This is a genomic window from Comamonas serinivorans (assembly GCF_002158865.1).
Taxonomy (GTDB): Bacteria; Pseudomonadota; Gammaproteobacteria; order Burkholderiales; family Burkholderiaceae_C; genus Comamonas_E; species Comamonas_E serinivorans.
Map to the genome: position 1 here is coordinate 3,595,129 of NZ_CP021455.1, position 16,733 is coordinate 3,611,861.

Consider the following 16,733-nt stretch of genomic DNA (forward strand, 5'->3'; position numbering starts at 1 on the left):
ATCAACAGCCGTTACAAAAGAAACGCCATCAGGTTGATACTGCCAAGGCAGAGGGCCGCCACGCGATGAAGGCGTGCCACGCAGCGCGCAGCGCCTCCTGGTCGGCCGGCGGGCGCACGGCCAGCCGCACCCAGCCGGGCAGGCCCATGGACGTGGTGTCGCGCAACTTGACGCCGCGCGCGCGCATGAAGGCCAGCATCGCGGCCAGCTCACTCGCACCGGCATCGGCCACGCCACCCTCCGCGGGCGATGGCACGACCGGCGGCCTGGCCACGCCATAGGGGCTGTCGCTGGGCTGCAGCACCCAGCCCATGGCCTGCAGCATGGCGTTCTGCATCTGCCGCCAACGGCGCAACTGGTCGAGCGAGCGCTGCAGCCACTGCTGCACCTCGGGCTGCAGCCAGGCCTTGAGCATGGCCACGCCATGCGCACCCACCGGCCACGACGGGGCCAGGGCCCGCAGGCGCTGCGCCAGCTGCCACGCCGGGCTGCCCACCTCCAGCGCCGAGCGCGGCGCCACCAGGTAGGCCGCACGCACGCCCGTCAGCCCCAGGGCCTTGTTGGGCGTGAAGAGCTGCCAGACCTGCTCGCGCCGGGCCGGCGACAGGCTGCTGTGCCCGTCCAGGCGCAGCGGCGCGTAGGCGGCGTCCAGCACCCAGACCTGCTCAGGGTGCGTGGCGTCAAGGTGCGCCAGTTCGGGCACCCCCTGGCCGGTGGGGCTGGCCGGTTCGCAGTGCCAGACGAGGTCGGCCTGCCCCGGCTGGCTGGCCAGCGGCAGCTGCCAGGCGCGCGCGGCGCGCGCGTAATCGCCATAGGCCTGGCGGGGCACCCACACGCGCGGCGGCGCAGCCGGGCCGGCGCGGCTGGCCACGGCTGCGGTCAGGCGGGCAATGCACTCGCTGGCGCTGGCGCCCAGGATGATTCGATCTGGGTATACCCCGATTTCCGATGATAAATCAGCAATGAGCGACGCGTACTCCGGGTCGGGGTAATGGCTGGCATCGGCCTGCGCCACCGCCTCGGCCGCTTGCGGGCAGGGGCCGCAGGCATTGGCGTTGGTGGAGAAGTCGTGCCGCGCCACGCCCAGTGCATCGGGCCCGCCGTGCACGTGGCGCGCCGACACCGAGGCCGAGGCTTCGGGGCGCGCCTGCAGCTCAGCGGCAGCGGGGTGTTCCGCCGCGCGGCCACGGACCGTGGCGACAGGCTGACCGGGTGACTTGGCGTGAGCCCGGGTCGCAGATTCGGCGTCGGTCGAAGACTCGGCAACGACCTCGGCGGACGCCTCCGCGAGACCTTGGGCCAGCGCACCGGCCAGGGCCTGGGCAAAGGCCCCTTCGGCCAAGGGCTGGGGCGGCGCTGCCTGGCGCAAGGCCTGGGTCGGGCCGGCGTTCCGGGCCACACCGGCCACGGTCGGCATGCCGACCTCGGGGTGGCTCAAGGCCACGGCGTTGTCTTTACTCACCATGTTGCATGCGTTGCGGGGATGCGCGTCAGAGCCTGCGCGAGGCAGGACGTTCCGCGCCGAGTGTGTCGCTGTGCGTCACCCAAACCCTGGATTGTCGCAGCCACCCTGAGCCGCGCGCGCACGTCGGGCACAGGCAGGCCCTGCGGCCAGCCAGCGGTGGCTAGCGGGTCGAGCAGGCGTCGCAGGACGCCGTGCCATTGGGTCCGGGGGTGCCGGGCGTCACCTCGCCGGGCGTCACCTCGCCACGCGGCGTCACGCCCGGCACCGCCTCGAGCGAAGCCAGGATGGGGCAATCCGGCCGGTCGTCGCCGTGGCAGTGCTGCACCAGGGTTTGCAGGGTGACCTTCATGGCCTCCAGCTCGGCGATCTTCTGGTCCAGCGCCACCACGTGGGCCGTGGCCAGCGCTTTCACGGCCTTGCTGGGGCGCGTGCGGTCGAGCCAGAGCGCCAGCAGCTGCCGGATTTCGTCGAGCGAGAAGCCGAGGTCGCGCGCGCGCCGCACGAAGCGCAGCGTGTGCAGCTCGCGCTCGCCGTACTGCCGGTAACCGGCGTCGGTGCGCTCGGCCGCCGGCAGCAGGCCGATGCCCTCGTAGTGGCGAATCATCTTGGCCGACACGCCGGAGGCCTGGGCCGCTTGTCCAATGTTCATGGTGTGTCCTGGTTGCGGAACGGGGCGCCATGGCGTGGATCGCGGCACTGGCGCAGGCCGCTGCAGACCGCGCAGGTTGGCGCCCCACCCGCTGGCAGTCAGCGCGGCCGACCCGTTCGGCCACGCCCGAGACGCCTGTGCGGCCCCCCCTTTTCGCCTGTCTGCCAGGCCCACGCCAGCGCCGTGCGCCCGGTGTTTCCGTCCGGCATGGTGCCCCAATGCGCCGGGCAAGCGCCGGTACAGGGTAAATTCGCCGCCTGATTCACCTGCTGCGCCAACCCGCCGGCGCGGCAGCCCGCCGTTTCACCCGCTCGCCCATGCACGTCGTTCACACCATCGCCGACCTTCGCCAGGCCCTGGCCGGCAGCCAACACCCCGCCCTCGTCCCCACCATGGGCAACCTGCACGAAGGCCACATTGCGCTGGTCCAGCGCGCCAAGCCGCTGGGCGACATCCTGGTCACCAGCATCTTCGTGAACCGCCTGCAGTTCCTGCCCCACGAGGACTTCGACAGCTACCCGCGCACGCTGCAGGACGACTGCGCCAAGCTCGAGGCCGCCGGCTGCGACATCGTGTTCGCGCCCAAGGAAAGCGACCTCTACCCCGAGCCGCAGACCTTCAAGGTGACGCCCGACCCCGCGCTGGGCGACCTGCTGGAAGGCCACTTCCGCCCCGGCTTCTTCACCGGCGTGTGCACGGTGGTGATGAAGCTGTTCTCGGCCGCCCTGCTGGGCCGCCCCCGCAGCACGGCCGTGTTCGGGCAAAAGGACTACCAGCAGCTCATGGTCATCCGGCACATGGTCCAGCAGTTCGCGCTGCCCATCGACATCGTCAGCGTGGCCACGGCGCGGGCCGACGACGGCCTGGCGCTGTCGTCGCGCAACCGCTACCTGTCGCCCGAGCAGCGCGAGCAGGCCACGGCCCTGTCCAAGGCCCTGCAGGCGCTGGCCCAGGCCAGCGTGCAGGCCACGCAAGCCGGTGGCGCCTGGGCCAGCCAGGTGCCGGCCCTGGAAGCCCAGGCCCTGGCGACACTGCGCGCCCAGGGCTGGCAGCCCGACTACCTGACGCTGCGCCGCCGCAGCGACCTGCAGGCCCCGAACGACCAGGACGGCCCCGGCACCCTGGTCGCCCTGGGTGCGGCGCGCCTGGGCACCACACGCCTGATCGACAACCTGGAGCTGTGAGCAACACAAGGGGTATGACCATGCTTCCGTTGAATACAAAACGGCAATCTGGCCATACTGCTGAAGAAAAACTCAACGCTGCAGGCTTTGACCTGAGCGATCTGCCATCTGGGCGACCGGCGCATCCAGTTCAGCCATGCCGGCAGCGATGCCTCCGCCCCGCACGCTCCGCACCGTTTGGACGCCCGGCGACCTGGGCTGAGTCCGGTTTTCTGGGCGGCTGATCCGCCAAGGACTGCGGCCATCTGGCCTGCGTCCCCGCCACGGCTCAAGCTGCCAGGCATGGCTGCAAGCTCTGCCGCGTGAACGGATTCAGTGGATTTGAAGGTTGAGCTGCCGGACCCGCGGCCAACCGGTCATCCCAAAGCCCCAGGCACACGAGCCCGCCGCCATGGGCACTGCACTTAACTCATGCAGTATCAGGTCATTGCCGTTGTTCATAAAACGGCAATCTGGCCATACTGCTGTCTACACCTCAAAACCTGCAGAAACCCGGGGATCGCCCTTGGGGCCGATCAGGGGCTGCAGGGTGTGCAGGTCCAGCAGCGTGAAGCTGCCCATGGGGCGCCAGCCGCCGGTGTCGATGTAGTAGCAATTGCCCAGGATGCGCAGGCTGCTGACCACGACGTGACCGTGGATCACGGCGCGCACGTTGGCGACCTCGTCGCCCCGGTTCTTGCGCATGCGCTCGACGGACCAGAGCGCCGTGTGCAGCTGCTGGGCCCGCAGCGGCGTGCTGCGCAGCGTCTCCCAATCGGTGACCGGGCATTCGGCGTGCACCAGGCCCACCAGGCCCAGCGGGGTGTCGACCTCGATGGCCAGCGGCAAGGCCTGCAGCAGCTGCACCAGGCGCTCGCGCTCGTCGTCGCGGAACACGTCGAGCCAGCGACCGCCGTTGCGCAGGTGGTCGACCACCTCGTAGGGGTCGCCCATGGCGCGGCGCAAGGCCAGGAATTCGTGGTTGCCGGCGACGGCGTGGAACCAGGGCTTGTCCAGCCAGTTCAGCACCTCGTCCGACTCGGGGCCGCGATCGACCAGGTCGCCGACCGAAAAGAGGCGATCGCCCTGTTCGGGCGAGAAATGCACCATGGCCAGCGCGCGGCGCAACTGGGAAAAGCTGCCGTGGATGTCCCCCACGGCGATGTCGCGTCCGCCGGTGTCGTTGAGGGGAATGTGCCGCAGGGTCTCGGCGAACATGGCCGTTGAGCGCTCAGGGCAAGGTCGTCGGGTGCTCGGGTTTGGGCTCGCGGCCCATCAGCACCCCGACCACGTCGGCCGCCTTCAGCCGGCCCGACAACAAGGCCCAGACCGCTTCGGCGATCGGCAACTCGACCCCCAGGCGGCGCGCCCGCGCGACCACGGTTTCGCAGCTGTACACGCCCTCGGCCACGTGGCCCAGCTGCTGCAGGATGGCGTCCAGCGACCGGCCCTGCGCCAGCTGCAAGCCGACGTTGCGGTTGCGGCTGAGGTTGCCCGTGGCCGTCAGCACCAGGTCGCCCATGCCCGACAACCCCATGAAGGTGTCGGTGTGGGCGCCCAGGGCCTGGCCCAGCCGCGTCATCTCGGCCAGGCCGCGGGTGAGCAGCGCCGCGCGGGCGTTCATGCCCAGCTCCAGCCCATCGCTGAAGCCGGCGGCAATCGCCATCACGTTCTTGACGGCTCCGCCGACTTCGGCGCCCACGACGTCTTCGTTGCCATAGATGCGCAGGCTGGCGCCGTGGAAGGCCTGCACCAGGCGTTCACGCACCTCGGCGTGCGCACTGGCCGCCACCAGGGCAGCAGGCTTGCCTTGGGCAACTTCCAGCGCAAAGCTGGGGCCGGTGAGCGCCCCGCCCTGCAGCTGCGGCGCCACGGCCTGCTGCACCTCGTGCGGCATGAAGCCGGACTCGGCCTCGAAGCCCTTGCACAACCAGGCCACGGGATGCGTCAGCTGCGCCAGTTCACCCAGCTGCCCCCGCAGGGCCGAGGTGGGTGTGGCGACGATGGTCAGCTCGGCCTCGTTCGGCGCCAGGTCGCGCCAGGGCGACACCTGCAACCCGTCAGGGAACACCACGCCGGGCAGGTAGCGGCTGTTGCCGCCTTCGGCGCGCAGGGCCGACACCTGCTCGTCGCGACGCGCGAACAGCGTGACGGCGTGCCGGGCTGGATGACGGGCGGCCGCGATCGCCACCGCCGTGCCCCAGGCACCGGCGCCCAGGACGTGGATGCGCAGGGATGGCTTCACCGGCGCGCGACGCTCACTGCGCCGTGGCGTTGGCCTGAGCCGCGACCTGCTGCTCGTACATGGCCTGGAAGTTGATCTCGGCCAGGTGCACGGGCGGGAAGCCGGCACGCGTGACGACGTCGGCCACGTTGCCACGCAGGTAGGGGTAGATGATCTGCGGGCAGGCCACGCTCAGCACGCCCTGCATCTGTTCTTCGGGGATGTTGCGGATTTCGAAGATGCCGGCCTGCTTGCACTCGACCAGGAACACCGTGCGGTCCTTGAGCTTGGTCGTCACGGTGGCGGTGCAGCTCACTTCGAAGACGCCATCGGCCAGGCTGTCCATGGACACGGCCAGTTGAATGTCGACGTTGGGTTGCTCCTGCTCCAGCAGGATGGCCGGCGAATTGGGCTGCTCGAGCGAGGCCTCTTTCAGGTACACGCGTTGAATTTGGAAGACGGGATCGGTATCGGCCATGCGTTTGCTTTCCAGCGTTGTGATGTCAACAAAAAGGGGCGCCATCGCCCCCCATCCAGATGTGGTCCGGCGGGCATTATCGCAGCCCGCCAGGCCGTTTTCGCCGGGGTATCAGCCCGCCAGCAGGGGATCCAACCGGCCCGCGCGATCGAGCGCGGCCATGTCGTCGAACCCACCCACATGGGTCTCGCCGACGTAGATTTGCGGCACCGTGCGGCGGCCTGTGCGCGTCATCATCTGCGCGGCCTGCTCGGGATCGGCTTCGATGTCGATGAGCTCGATGTCCGTCACGCCCTTGCTCGCCAGCAGCTGCTTGGCACGCTGGCAGTAAGGGCACCAGTCTTTCACGTACAGGGTCACTTTGGCCATGGGTTGCTCCTTGCGGTTCAGGCTTTGTCGATGGGCAAGCCGGCATCCAGCCACGCCTTCACGCCGCCGGACAGCGACGCGGCCTGCTCGTAGCCCAGCTTCTTGGCCACGGCCACGGCGCGGCGCGAGCGGGTGCCGCTGGCGCACACCAGGATGACCGGCGTGGCCTTGTTCTTCACCTCGTTTGGCAGGCGCGCCTCCAGCTCGGCCAGCGGCACGTTGCGCGCGCCCTGCGCGTGCTGGGTCGCGAACTCGGCGGCATCGCGCACGTCGATGAGCACCGCCTTGTCGCGGTTGATGCGCTGCACGGCCTGGGCCGCGCTGACCTCGCCGGCCCCCACGCCACCCGACACCACGGGCCACAGCAGCATGCCGCCGGATGCCAGGGCAACCGCGATCAGCATCCAGTTCGCCACGATGAATTGCACTTGTTGAGCCTTTCTTGAGCAAGCAGCCAGCCGCCGCCGCGTTGCCGCGGATGCGGACGCCTTCAGCCTGGCCAAAGCAGGCGATTCTAAAATGCTGCCGAGTTCGCGCCCCGGGCGTGGCCTCTCCGTTCACCTTCTCTGGCGGGACTTGCCCCGCGCCACTGCATGTACAAACTCGTTTTGATTCGCCATGGCGAATCCACCTGGAACCTGGAAAACCGCTTCACCGGCTGGACCGACGTCGACCTGACCCCCACGGGCGTGGAGCAGGCCAAGCAAGCAGGACGCCTGCTCAAGCAAGAGGGCTATGAGTTCGACCTGGCCTACACCAGCGTGCTCAAGCGTGCCATCCACACGCTGTGGCACGCGCTGGACGAGCTCGACCGCCAATGGCTGCCCACGGTCAAGGACTGGCGCCTGAACGAGCGGCACTACGGCGCCCTGCAGGGCCTGAACAAGGCGGAAACCGCCAAGCAGTATGGCGACGACCAGGTGCTGGTCTGGCGCCGCAGCTACGACACGCCGCCGCCGGCCCTGGAAGCGAGCGACCCGCGCAGCGAGCGCGGTGACCGGCGCTATGCTGGCCTGGCCGCCGCCGACGTGCCCCTGACGGAGTGCCTGAAGGACACCGTGGCGCGCGTGCTGCCGTTCTGGAACGAGCAGATCGCCCCGACCATCCGGTCGGGCAAGCGCGTGGTGATCGCGGCGCACGGCAACTCCATCCGCGCCCTCATCAAGTACCTGGACCGGATTTCGGACGACGACATCGTCGGCGTGAACGTGCCTAACGGCATTCCCCTGGTTTACGAGCTGGACGCCGAGCTCAAGCCCATCCGCAGTTACTATCTGGGCGATGCCGAGGCCGCCGCCAAGGCGGCTGCGGCCGTTGCCAGCCAGGGAAAATCTGCCTGACGGCAGTACCCCCCGGTTTGCGTCGATGACAGATGCCGAGCCAAAGCATCCTCCTGCACATCCTTGAATGTCAGAACTTTGGCGGCATCTTCGTCCTCGAAGACCTTGATCGCTTCCCTTAAGACAAGACGTATGAGCCACAAAATGAAGATCGCCGGCTGGATATCCGCAGGAGCGCTGGCCGGTGCCATGGCCACCGTGTCCCTGCAGACCATGGCGCGTGGCCCTGCCACACCCACCCTGCCGCTCGAAGAGCTGCAGCAGCTGGCGGCGGTCTATGGGCTCATCAAGAGCGACTACGTCGAACCCACAGACGACAAAAAGCTCATCACCGACGCCATCTCGGGCATGGTGTCGGGCCTGGACCCGCACTCGCAGTACTTCGACAAGAAGACCTTCGCCGAATTCCGCGAGGGCACCACGGGCCGCTTCGTCGGCGTGGGCATCGAAATCACGTCCGAAGACGGGCTGATCCGCATCGTCTCGCCCATTGAAGGCTCGCCCGCCGACAAGGCCGGCCTGCTGCCGGGCGACCTCATCACCAAGGTCGACGACACCGCCGTCAAGGGCATGACGCTCAACGACGCCGTCAAGCGCATGCGTGGCGAACCCAACACCAAGGTGACGCTGACCATCTTCCGCAAGGACGAAAGCCGCACCTTCCCCGTCACCATCACGCGTCAGGAAATCCGCACGCAGTCCGTCAAGGCCAAGCTGGTGCAGCCCGGCTACGGCTGGATCCGCATCACACAGTTCCAGGAACGCACGGTGGACGATTTCGTCGCCAAGGCCAAGGACCTCTACAAGCAGGACCCCAACCTCAAGGGCCTGGTGCTGGACCTGCGCAACGACCCGGGCGGCCTGCTCGATGCGGCCATCGCCATCTCGGCCGCCTTCCTGCCGGCCGATGTGACCGTGGTGTCGACCGACGGCCAGATCAGCGAAAGCAAGGCCGTCTTCAAGGCCACGCCTGGCGACTACATGCGCCGCCGCGGGGCGGACCCGCTCGACACCCTGCCCGAAGCCCTCAAGCGCGTGCCCATGGTGGTGCTCGTCAACGAGGGCTCGGCCTCGGCCAGCGAAATCGTCTCGGGCGCGCTGCAAGACCACAAGCGGGCCACCGTCATGGGCAGCCAGACCTTCGGCAAAGGTTCGGTGCAGACCGTGCGCCAGCTGGGCCCGGACACGGCGCTCAAGATCACCACGGCGCGCTACTACACGCCGAGCGGCAACTCCATCCAGGCCAAGGGCATCGTGCCCGACATCATGGTCGACGACACGGCCGAGGGCAGCCCCTATGCCGCCCTGCGCGTGCGCGAAGCCGACCTGGAAAAACACCTGATCGGCCCGAGCGAAGACCCGGCCGCGATCAAGGAAGATGCCGAGCGCGAGAAGGCCCGTGAAGCGGCCCTCAAGCGCCTCGAAGAAGAGGCCAAGAAGCCCGCCTCGGAACGTCGCCCGCCGGAATTCGGCAGCGACAAGGACTTCCAGCTGCAGCAGGCCCTGAACCAGCTGCAGGGCAAACCGGTGAAGGCCAGCACCACGCTGGTGGAGCGCAAGCTCGACCCCGATGCCAAGCCCAAGAAGAACGGCAAACCCGCCGAGAAGGACAAGAAGTAAGCCCTGACGCCCGTTGTCCCTGGAAGGGCTGCAGCCCCATGCTGCCCGCTGGCGGTGCCAGCCCGCCCTTCCCCATGGCGACTTGCCCGGCGCCAGTCGGCCTGCTTGTGGGTACCCCGTGAACGACGACCAACTCCTGCGTTACTCGCGCCACATCCTGCTCGACGAGATCGGCATCGAGGGCCAGGAGCGGCTGTTGGCCAGCACGGCCCTCATCGTCGGCGCCGGCGGACTGGGCTCGCCGGCGGCGCTGTACCTGGCCGCCGCGGGCGTGGGCCGGCTGGTGCTGGTGGACCACGACGACGTGGACCTGACCAACCTGCAGCGCCAGATCGCCCACACCCAGGCGCGCGTCGGCCAGCCCAAGGTGGCCTCGGCCAAATTGGCCATGCTGGCCCTCAACGGCCAGGCCCACATCACCACGCACGCGCGCTGCGCAGACGACGCGCTGCTCGCCGAGCTGGTGCCGCAGGCGGATGTGGTGCTGGACTGCACCGACAACTTCGAGGTGCGCCAGCGCATCAACGCCGCCTGCGTGCGGCACCGCAAGCCCCTGGCCTCGGGCTCGGCCATCCGGTTTGCCGGCCAGGTCAGCAGCTTTGACCTGCGCCAGGCCGAATCGCCCTGCTACGCCTGCCTGTTCCCGCCCGAGCAGCAGGTCGAGGCCGTGGCCTGCGCCACCCTCGGCGTGTTCGCCCCCCTGGTCGGCATCGTGGGCAGCATCCAGGCGGCCGAGGCCCTGAAGCTCCTGCTGTACCTGCCCAGCCACCTGCAGACCAGCCTGCTGCTGGTGGACGCGATGACCATGCGGTTCGACGAGCTGCGCCTGACGCGCGACGCCCACTGCCCCGTGTGTGGCACGACGGCCCACCCACCGGCCGCCGTGGGCTTGAACGACGCCGCCACATCAGACCCTGCCTACACGCACTGCGGCAGTTCAGCGACGACGCCCAGCGGCGGGGCTGCGTAACATGCACCTGTCATGTCCAGGCTGCGCACCTTCATCGTCGAAGACAACCCCACCATCCGCACCCAGCTGATCGCCACGCTGGCGGATCTGGCCCAGGTCGAGTGTGTCGGCTTTGCCGACACCGAAGCCGAGGCCGTGGCCTGGTTGCAATCCCATCAGGATGAGTGGGATCTGGCGCTGGTGGACCTGTTCCTCAAGCAAGGCAGCGGCATGGGCGTGCTGGCCGCCGTCGACCAGCGCCCGCCCAGCCAAAAACTCGTCGTGATCAGCAACTACGCGACGCGCGACGTGGCCAGGCGCTGCCGCGAGCTGGGCTGCGACGAGGTGTTCGACAAGTCCGGCGACGTGGACGCCCTCATCGACTACTGCCAGGCACTGCGGTAGCCCCGCGGTGGGCGCTGGGTAGACCATGGCGCCTGCACGATGTGCGCACCCTGCGCAAGCCGGGTTGGCGGCGATCACGCAGGTCTCGCGCATCACGCAGCCCAGACCGCTCAATCCAGTATGGCCAGTTTTCCGATAAAAATCGTCGACTGAGCCACCATACTGCCTTGAGACGACAGGCCAATTTGGCGAACCGCCTCCCGGACAATGCGCCTGCAGACGCGCTCGAGGCATCGCTGGGCAGCGCACTCGTCACCTCGTCCACGCGCGCCGATGTGGAAACCGGCACCTCCTTGCCTTCGGCCTTCCGCAAGTACCCCCTGTACCACCGCCAGCAGCCCGCTGCACGCCTTCGGCGGCGTGGGCCTGTGGTCGGCGTCCCCGGGCGAGCCGTCAGGGTCATGCGGCCGCCTGGCGCGGCGGCATGAACAGGCGCGAGCACAACCGCTCACCGACCCTGGGCCGGCGACAGAACCCGAGGTGTCGGGTGAGTGTCCCCACCTGACCACCTCTGACTCGCATGCGGGGCCTCAGGAGCGCATCGATTGGGCGGCTGCATGACCGGGTTCTGCCGGTTCACGCGCCCCGTGTCGTCAAAAGCCCAGGCTGGCGCCCAGTCCCATCAGGGTGGCCACGCCCAGCGCGGCAAAAATCGCCGCGGCAATCCCGTGCACCAGCCGCATGTTGATGCGCGCGGCAAAGGTGTTGCCCAGGAACACGGCGGGCACGTTGGCGATCATCATGCCCAGCGTGGTGCCGAGGATGACCATGAACGGCGCCTGAAAACGCGCCGCCAGGCCGACGGTGGCGATCTGCGTCTTGTCCCCCATCTCGGCCAGGAAGAACGTCACCAGCGTGGCGCCGAATACGCCGAACCGCTGCGCGACCTGGGCGTCGCCTTCGTCCAGCTTGTCGGGAATCAGCGTCCACAGCGCCATGGCGATGAAGGCCAGGCCCAGCACCCAGCGCAGCACCGACGGCGAGACCGCCGTGGCCACCCATTGGCCCACGGCGCCAGCCAGGGCATGGTTGAGCAAGGTGGCGACGAAGATGCCGGCGATGATGGGCGCGGGCTTTTTGAAGCGGGCCGCCAGGATGAAGGCGAGCAGCTGGGTCTTGTCGCCCATTTCGGCCAGCGCGACGATGCCCGTGGAGATGAGCAAGGCTTCCATGATGTGTGGTGGGTCTTTCTTGGGCCGGCGCGAGAACGCGTTTGACCACGCACCTGCCGGCCTCTCGCCAGGGTCGTGGTCAAAGGTCTTGCCAGGTGCATGCACTGCAAACGCCATGGCCGTGCGGCCAAGTTTGTTGACGTTTGCCACCGTCGGTCCCGATGCCAGGGCAGGCCTGATCGGGCTGCGGCGCAGCTACTCCCCAATGACGGGCGGGATTCTAGCAGCCCAGGGTTCTCCCGAATGGGACGCTCGGGCGCAGGACACGGCCGGTGCGCCCGGCACCCCGACATTCACCGGTCGTCAGCACCTGCCCGCGCGGGGCGGCGTTGAATCCGACACGGGGATGCCGGTCGCGGGTCGAGGCGGCGCCCCTCTCCGACGGCGAAGCGCATGGCGGCTGCGCAGACAGCAGGACTCGCGATGGGCATGGCGGGATGCAAGGGCGATGACCCAGGTCCGCGCGCCGGCCCGCGTTCGGCGCTGGCGCACAATCGCGCCTGCGGTCTGTCGGTTGCCGCCTGGCGCGGCCCGCTCATCGGGGCGCCAGGGTTGCGCAGCCGGCGCGCCTTCCTCCGCCTGCCCTTCACCGTTTGCACGCCCGTGCGGGTGTGCCCTGCCATGTCCCGTCCCCGCTTCCTGCCCGACAATTTCACCCTGTTGCTGATCACCGTGGTCCTGTTGGCCAGCTTTGTGCCCGTGTACGGCCAGGGGGCCCAGCTGTTCGAGGCGATCACCACCGTGGCCATCGGCCTGCTGTTCTTCCTGCATGGTGCCAAGCTGTCGCGCGAGGCCATCATCGGCGGCATCACGCACTGGCGCCTGCACGTGCTCATCATGCTGTGCACCTTCGCGCTCTTTCCGCTGCTGGGCTGGGCACTGCGCCCCGTGTTGCAGCCGCTGGTGACGCCCGACCTGTACGTGGGCGTGCTGTACCTGTGCGTGCTGCCGGCCACCGTGCAATCGGCCATCGCCTTCACGGCCATGGCGCGCGGCAACGTCGCAGCCGCAATCTGCAGCGCCTCGGCCTCGACGCTGCTCGGCGTGTTCATCACCCCGGTGCTGGTCAACCTGCTGGTGGTGCCTGGCCAGCATGCGGGCCAGTCGCTGGACGCCGTGGGCAAGATCCTGCTGCAGCTGCTGTTGCCCTTCGTGGTGGGTCACCTGATGCGCCCCTGGGTGGGCGAGTGGGTGAAGGCCCATGCCAAGCTGGTCAAGGTGGTCGATCAGGGCTCCATCCTGCTGGTGGTCTACGCCGCCTTCAGCGCGGCCGTGGTCGCCGGCCTGTGGCGCGAGACACCCTGGCCCGCCCTCATCGGCCTGGTGGTGCTGTGCTGCGTGCTGCTGGCGGTGGTGCTGGTCAGCACCACGTTGCTGGCGCGCAAGCTGGGGTTCTCGAAAGAGGACGAGATCACCATCGTCTTCTGCGGCTCGAAGAAAAGCCTGGCCTCGGGCGTGCCCATGGCCCAGGTGCTGTTCCCGGCCGCCATGGCCGGCCCCGTGCTGCTGCCCGTGATGCTGTTCCACCAGATCCAGCTCATGGTCTGCGCGCAGCTGGCCCTGCGCTACGGCCGGCGCCCCGACTGAGGCAAGGCACACCGGCGCGCGACCTGCGTGTACAGGCGTCGATGCTGGACCCCTCGGCCGGCGGCGCTGCACGCGACGCTGGATGGCATCGCCCCCGCAGGGCGCCGATGTGTTCGCGGCCATGGCGCTCGATACCGCCCTGCGCATTCCAGCCGACCGTTGACGCCGTTGTCATCGTTGCGGGGCCCCGCGGCGCCATCGTCGACCGCCGCGCCGCGCACAGAGGGTCGTCGCTTGACCAACCAGCCCTCGGCAGTGGGTTCGCCCCGCCGGTCTGCTCAGCGCGGGTGCGTGGCTCCGCCGAAGCCGCCAGCCCCAGGCGGCGACCCGCGGTGCGCACCGGGTGCCGCCGCCTAAAATCGCGCCCCATGAATGCCCCGACCGCCCCTGAGGCGCCCCCGACTCCCCCCGGCACGGACCCCGAAGTTTCGGCACCCGAGCCCTCGGCGCCCGCCCAGGCGCCCCACGACGTGGCGCACCCGCGCAGCATCCGCAGCTTCGTCACCCGCGCCGGTCGCGTGACCACCGGCCAGGCCAAGGCCCTGGCCGACTTCGGCCCGCGCTTCGTCTGCCCCTACGCGCCCAACCCCGACTTCGTGCCCCAGCTGCTGGCCGAGGCCCGGGCTCAGGGCCAGACCTTCACCCGCGTGGTGATGGAAATCGGCTTCGGCATGGGCACGGCCACTGCCCACATCGCGGCGCTGCAGTCCGACACGCTTTTCCTGTGCTGCGAGGTGCACGAACCCGGCGTGGGCGCCCTGCTCAAACTGGTCGGCGAACAAGGCCTGCAGAACATCCGCATCGTGCAGCACGACGCGGTCGAGGTGCTGGCCCACATGGTCGGCCCCGCCGCGCTCGACGGCTTCCACATCTTCTTCCCCGACCCCTGGCACAAAAAGCGCCACCACAAGCGCCGCCTCATCCAGCCAGCCTTTGTCGACACGCTGGTCGACCACCTCCAACCCGGGGGCTACATCCACTGCGCCACCGACTGGCAACCCTATGCCGAGCAGATGCTGGCCGTGCTGGGCGCCAACACGCGGCTGAGCAACCGGGCGAGCGCGCCCGACGGCTACGCCGAAACGCCCAGCTACCGCCCCGAAACCAAGTTCGAGCGCCGCGGCCTGCGCCTGGGCCATGGCGTGTGGGACCTGGTGTTCGAGCGCACGTAACACTCGAACCTGGCTCGTCGCCCATCAGACACAAGGGGTATCCCTATCTTGCCGTTCACGATGAAACGGCAACAGGCGCATACCCCTTCATGCATGCCGCAAAACCCTGAAGCACTCGCAGCGTTTCCTGGCGCAGAAACCCAGGCCCCTTACAATGCGAATCATTCGCATTATTGATTCGTGCGTCTGCGCGCGCGAATCCCTGGTTTCTTCCATCCCTCAGCGGAGTCTGCATGAGCCCAACCCTTTCTTCCCACCCCGCCCTGCGCGGCCGCCTGCTGCGCACGACCCTCGCGGCCTCCCTGGCGCTGGCCCTCGGTGCCTGCGCCTCGTCTGGTCCCCAGGCCCCCAAGGCCGGCGCCCAGGCCAGTGCGCCGCAGTTCGGCGCCCAGGACGCCAACTTCAAGGGCCGCGTCAACGTGGTGGACACGCCGGTGGTGCTGGCCGGCAAGCCGGTCACGCTCGCAGGCAGCAACTTCACGGCCGGCCAGAAGGTCACGCTGAGCTACGGCGGTGTGGTGCTGGGTGAACCTGCCACCGTGGGCGCCGATGGCACCTTCCGCACCCAGTTCACGCTGCCGGCCCAGGCCGCCGCCGGTCGTTACTCGCTGGTCGCCAGCGCCGCCAACCCGGCGGCGTCGCTGCTGGTGCCGCTCAAGATCTCGCCCAACGTGGCCCTGAGCGGCCAGGACCGCTTCGACGCCCAGTACCAGCCGCTGGTGCGCGGCCTGTACCAGGTGGCGTACTCGGCCAAGACCGGCCGCGCCTTCGTCACCTCGGCCGTGGGCCGGCCCCCGGTCACTGTCAGCGAGCTGGTGAAGGTGAACCCGCAGACGCTGGCCATCGAAGCCCGCGTGACGCCGCCCGCCGCACCAGCGCGCGACGGCGCCGCCGGCCCCGCTGGCGTGTTCGCCGTCTACGGCGTGGACGTGGACGACGCCCACGGCACGGTCTGGGTCACCAACACCCGCCAGAACACCGTGGCCGTCTACCGCCAGTCCGACCTGAAGCTGGTCAAGCAGTTCGAGCCCGGCGTCGTGCCCCATGGCCGTGACGTGGTCGTCGACGAGCAACGCGGCAAGGCCTACGCCAGCCCCGTGGGCAAGCCCAACCTGGTGGTGTTCGACACCCAGTCGCTGACGCAGCGCAAGACCATCGCCATCGCCAGCACCCGCCGCGGCCCCGACGCCAAGGACTTCAGCCCCATGAGCCTGGCGCTGGACGAAGCCGGCGCCCGCCTGTTCGTGGTCAGCCTGTCCACGGCCGAAGTCGCCATCATCGACACCAAGACCGACCAGGTCGTGAAGGTGTGGCCGCTCGAAGGCGTGACCTCGGCCGCGGGCATCGCCTATGACGCCCAGGGCGACCGCATCCTGGTGGCCGCGCAAGGCAGCGACAACCTGCTGATCGTCGACGCCAAGACCGGCAAGACGCTGCACGACGTGAAGACCGGCGCTGGTCCGCTGAACGTGACCTTCGACCCCTCGCGCCGCCTGGCCTACGTGGCCAACCGCGGCTCGGGCACGGTCACGGTGGTGGACGCCAACGGCCAGATCGTCGCCAACCTGGGCGCCGGCACCTTCCCCAACCACCTGAAGGTGATCGACAACAAGGGCACGCTGCTGACCGTGAACAAGGCCCGCGGCGAGAACGACCCCGAAGGCGATCGCATCGGCCGCCTCACGCCGCGCTGACCGACGAGGCCCGCCGCCCGGTGCGGCGGCCCGCTGCAGAACAGGCCCGGGTGCGTTGCACCTGGGCCTGTTTCTTGCACAGTATCGATCCATGACCGTTTTCTGATCATCGGGCATCGACCGATACTGTCTTCCATTCGACATCAACACGGCATGATGTCGGCACCTGGCTAGCCAACAGGCACACGGGCACGCTCAGCCTGCGCACCCAACGCCGCCGAGTTGGCAGCACTTCGGAGAGCCCCGCACGCCATTCCAGATGATGCAGGCCCCGCGGGCGGGCCAGGGCGTGGCGCTGGCACGCGTGCCGCTGATCGCCACCGCATGGCCGGCTGGGCGTCGGCCACCATGGCCGGTGGAACGGCAGCCCACGGCGGTGAAAGCGTCGGCCTTCGCGCGCACCGCAGGTCAGGCCAGGCTTCACTCAGGACGTGGTTGGAAACGGG

General features: G+C 69.0%; 16 protein-coding genes and 1 riboswitch. Of the genes, 8 read left to right on the forward strand and 8 right to left on the reverse strand.

Going from position 1 to position 16,733, the window contains the following annotated elements; translation table 11 throughout:
* Positions 1-28: 28 nt before the first annotated feature.
* Both CCO03_RS15330 and cueR read right to left on the reverse strand, forming a co-directional pair.
* Complete coding sequence (locus tag CCO03_RS15330) at positions 29-1,465, reverse strand: aminotransferase class I/II-fold pyridoxal phosphate-dependent enzyme (RefSeq protein ID WP_335583020.1); 1,437 nt, start codon at positions 1,463-1,465, stop codon at positions 29-31.
* Positions 1,466-1,625: 160 nt separating this feature from the next.
* Positions 1,626-2,114 carry a Cu(I)-responsive transcriptional regulator gene (gene cueR / locus CCO03_RS15335; protein ID WP_087282448.1) on the reverse strand — a complete coding sequence of 163 codons (489 nt, stop codon included), beginning with the start codon at positions 2,112-2,114 and terminating at the stop codon, positions 1,626-1,628.
* Positions 2,115-2,431: 317 nt separating this feature from the next.
* On the opposite strand from cueR, the gene panC reads away from it, so the two are divergent.
* Positions 2,432-3,298, forward strand: coding sequence for a pantoate--beta-alanine ligase (panC, locus tag CCO03_RS15340; RefSeq protein ID WP_087282449.1), 867 nt, complete (start codon positions 2,432-2,434; stop codon positions 3,296-3,298).
* 468 nt (positions 3,299-3,766) lie between these two features.
* Here panC and CCO03_RS15345 read toward each other — a convergent pair whose 3' ends face one another.
* The 5 genes from CCO03_RS15345 to CCO03_RS15365 form a co-directional block, all read right to left on the reverse strand.
* Positions 3,767-4,495: a metallophosphoesterase gene (locus CCO03_RS15345; RefSeq protein ID WP_087282451.1), complete on the reverse strand. Its 729-nt coding sequence runs from the start codon at positions 4,493-4,495 to the stop codon at positions 3,767-3,769.
* Positions 4,496-4,508: 13 nt separating this feature from the next.
* Positions 4,509-5,510, reverse strand: a complete 1,002-nt coding sequence (locus CCO03_RS15350; protein WP_087284782.1) for an NAD(P)H-dependent glycerol-3-phosphate dehydrogenase — start codon at positions 5,508-5,510, stop codon at positions 4,509-4,511.
* A gap of 25 nt (positions 5,511-5,535) precedes the next feature.
* Positions 5,536-5,979 carry a protein-export chaperone SecB gene (gene secB / locus CCO03_RS15355; protein ID WP_087284783.1) on the reverse strand — a complete coding sequence of 148 codons (444 nt, stop codon included), beginning with the start codon at positions 5,977-5,979 and terminating at the stop codon, positions 5,536-5,538.
* A gap of 111 nt (positions 5,980-6,090) precedes the next feature.
* Positions 6,091-6,348, reverse strand: a complete 258-nt coding sequence (grxC, locus tag CCO03_RS15360) for a glutaredoxin 3 (protein WP_087282453.1) — start codon at positions 6,346-6,348, stop codon at positions 6,091-6,093.
* Positions 6,349-6,365: 17 nt separating this feature from the next.
* On the reverse strand, positions 6,366-6,776 hold the full coding sequence (locus tag CCO03_RS15365; RefSeq protein ID WP_087282454.1) for a rhodanese-like domain-containing protein: 411 nt from the start codon (positions 6,774-6,776) through the stop codon (positions 6,366-6,368).
* A gap of 165 nt (positions 6,777-6,941) precedes the next feature.
* On the opposite strand from CCO03_RS15365, the gene gpmA reads away from it, so the two are divergent.
* The 4 genes from gpmA to CCO03_RS15385 all read left to right on the forward strand — a co-directional run bounded on the left by gpmA (position 6,942) and on the right by CCO03_RS15385 (position 10,662).
* Positions 6,942-7,688, forward strand: a complete 747-nt coding sequence (gene gpmA / locus CCO03_RS15370; protein ID WP_087282455.1) for a 2,3-diphosphoglycerate-dependent phosphoglycerate mutase — start codon at positions 6,942-6,944, stop codon at positions 7,686-7,688.
* A 132-nt stretch (positions 7,689-7,820) separates the two neighbouring features.
* Entirely contained in the window at positions 7,821-9,308 is a 1,488-nt protein-coding gene (locus CCO03_RS15375; RefSeq protein WP_087282457.1) for a S41 family peptidase, read from the forward strand.
* Between the two features lie 118 nt (positions 9,309-9,426).
* The gene (locus CCO03_RS15380; protein ID WP_087282458.1) at positions 9,427-10,278 is read left to right on the forward strand and encodes a HesA/MoeB/ThiF family protein; all 852 of its coding nucleotides are present in this window, start codon (positions 9,427-9,429) and stop codon (positions 10,276-10,278) included.
* Between the two features lie 12 nt (positions 10,279-10,290).
* On the forward strand, positions 10,291-10,662 hold the full coding sequence (locus CCO03_RS15385; protein WP_087282460.1) for a response regulator: 372 nt from the start codon (positions 10,291-10,293) through the stop codon (positions 10,660-10,662).
* 593 nt (positions 10,663-11,255) lie between these two features.
* Here CCO03_RS15385 and CCO03_RS15390 read toward each other — a convergent pair.
* The gene (locus CCO03_RS15390) at positions 11,256-11,834 is read right to left on the reverse strand and encodes a TMEM165/GDT1 family protein (protein ID WP_087282462.1); all 579 of its coding nucleotides are present in this window, start codon (positions 11,832-11,834) and stop codon (positions 11,256-11,258) included.
* Between the two features lie 17 nt (positions 11,835-11,851).
* A riboswitch (yybP-ykoY riboswitch) is annotated at positions 11,852-12,050 on the reverse strand.
* A 405-nt stretch (positions 12,051-12,455) separates the two neighbouring features.
* On the opposite strand from CCO03_RS15390, the gene CCO03_RS15395 reads away from it, so the two are divergent.
* The 3 genes from CCO03_RS15395 to CCO03_RS15405 all read left to right on the forward strand — a co-directional run bounded on the left by CCO03_RS15395 (position 12,456) and on the right by CCO03_RS15405 (position 16,287).
* The gene (locus CCO03_RS15395; RefSeq protein ID WP_087284785.1) at positions 12,456-13,421 is read left to right on the forward strand and encodes a bile acid:sodium symporter family protein; all 966 of its coding nucleotides are present in this window, start codon (positions 12,456-12,458) and stop codon (positions 13,419-13,421) included.
* Between the two features lie 368 nt (positions 13,422-13,789).
* Positions 13,790-14,593 carry a tRNA (guanosine(46)-N7)-methyltransferase TrmB gene (trmB, locus tag CCO03_RS15400; RefSeq protein ID WP_087282464.1) on the forward strand — a complete coding sequence of 268 codons (804 nt, stop codon included), beginning with the start codon at positions 13,790-13,792 and terminating at the stop codon, positions 14,591-14,593.
* A 233-nt stretch (positions 14,594-14,826) separates the two neighbouring features.
* On the forward strand, positions 14,827-16,287 hold the full coding sequence (locus CCO03_RS15405) for a YncE family protein (RefSeq protein ID WP_087282466.1): 1,461 nt from the start codon (positions 14,827-14,829) through the stop codon (positions 16,285-16,287).
* The last annotated feature ends 446 nt before the right edge of the window (positions 16,288-16,733 follow it).

Coding starts and splice junctions, on each gene's coding strand:
- panC (WP_087282449.1), top strand. CDS start 2,432: ATGCACGTCGTTCACACCATCGCCGACCTTCGCCAGGCCCTGGCCGGC.
- CCO03_RS15385 (WP_087282460.1), top strand. CDS start 10,291: ATGTCCAGGCTGCGCACCTTCATCGTCGAAGACAACCCCACCATCCGC.
- CCO03_RS15405 (WP_087282466.1), top strand. CDS start 14,827: ATGAGCCCAACCCTTTCTTCCCACCCCGCCCTGCGCGGCCGCCTGCTG.
- CCO03_RS15395 (WP_087284785.1), top strand. CDS start 12,456: ATGTCCCGTCCCCGCTTCCTGCCCGACAATTTCACCCTGTTGCTGATC.
- cueR (WP_087282448.1), bottom strand. CDS start 2,114: ATGAACATTGGACAAGCGGCCCAGGCCTCCGGCGTGTCGGCCAAGATG.
- CCO03_RS15345 (WP_087282451.1), bottom strand. CDS start 4,495: ATGTTCGCCGAGACCCTGCGGCACATTCCCCTCAACGACACCGGCGGA.
- CCO03_RS15375 (WP_087282457.1), top strand. CDS start 7,821: ATGAGCCACAAAATGAAGATCGCCGGCTGGATATCCGCAGGAGCGCTG.
- CCO03_RS15390 (WP_087282462.1), bottom strand. CDS start 11,834: ATGGAAGCCTTGCTCATCTCCACGGGCATCGTCGCGCTGGCCGAAATG.
- grxC (WP_087282453.1), bottom strand. CDS start 6,348: ATGGCCAAAGTGACCCTGTACGTGAAAGACTGGTGCCCTTACTGCCAG.
- trmB (WP_087282464.1), top strand. CDS start 13,790: ATGAATGCCCCGACCGCCCCTGAGGCGCCCCCGACTCCCCCCGGCACG.
- secB (WP_087284783.1), bottom strand. CDS start 5,979: ATGGCCGATACCGATCCCGTCTTCCAAATTCAACGCGTGTACCTGAAA.
- CCO03_RS15330 (WP_335583020.1), bottom strand. CDS start 1,465: ATGGTGAGTAAAGACAACGCCGTGGCCTTGAGCCACCCCGAGGTCGGC.
- gpmA (WP_087282455.1), top strand. CDS start 6,942: ATGTACAAACTCGTTTTGATTCGCCATGGCGAATCCACCTGGAACCTG.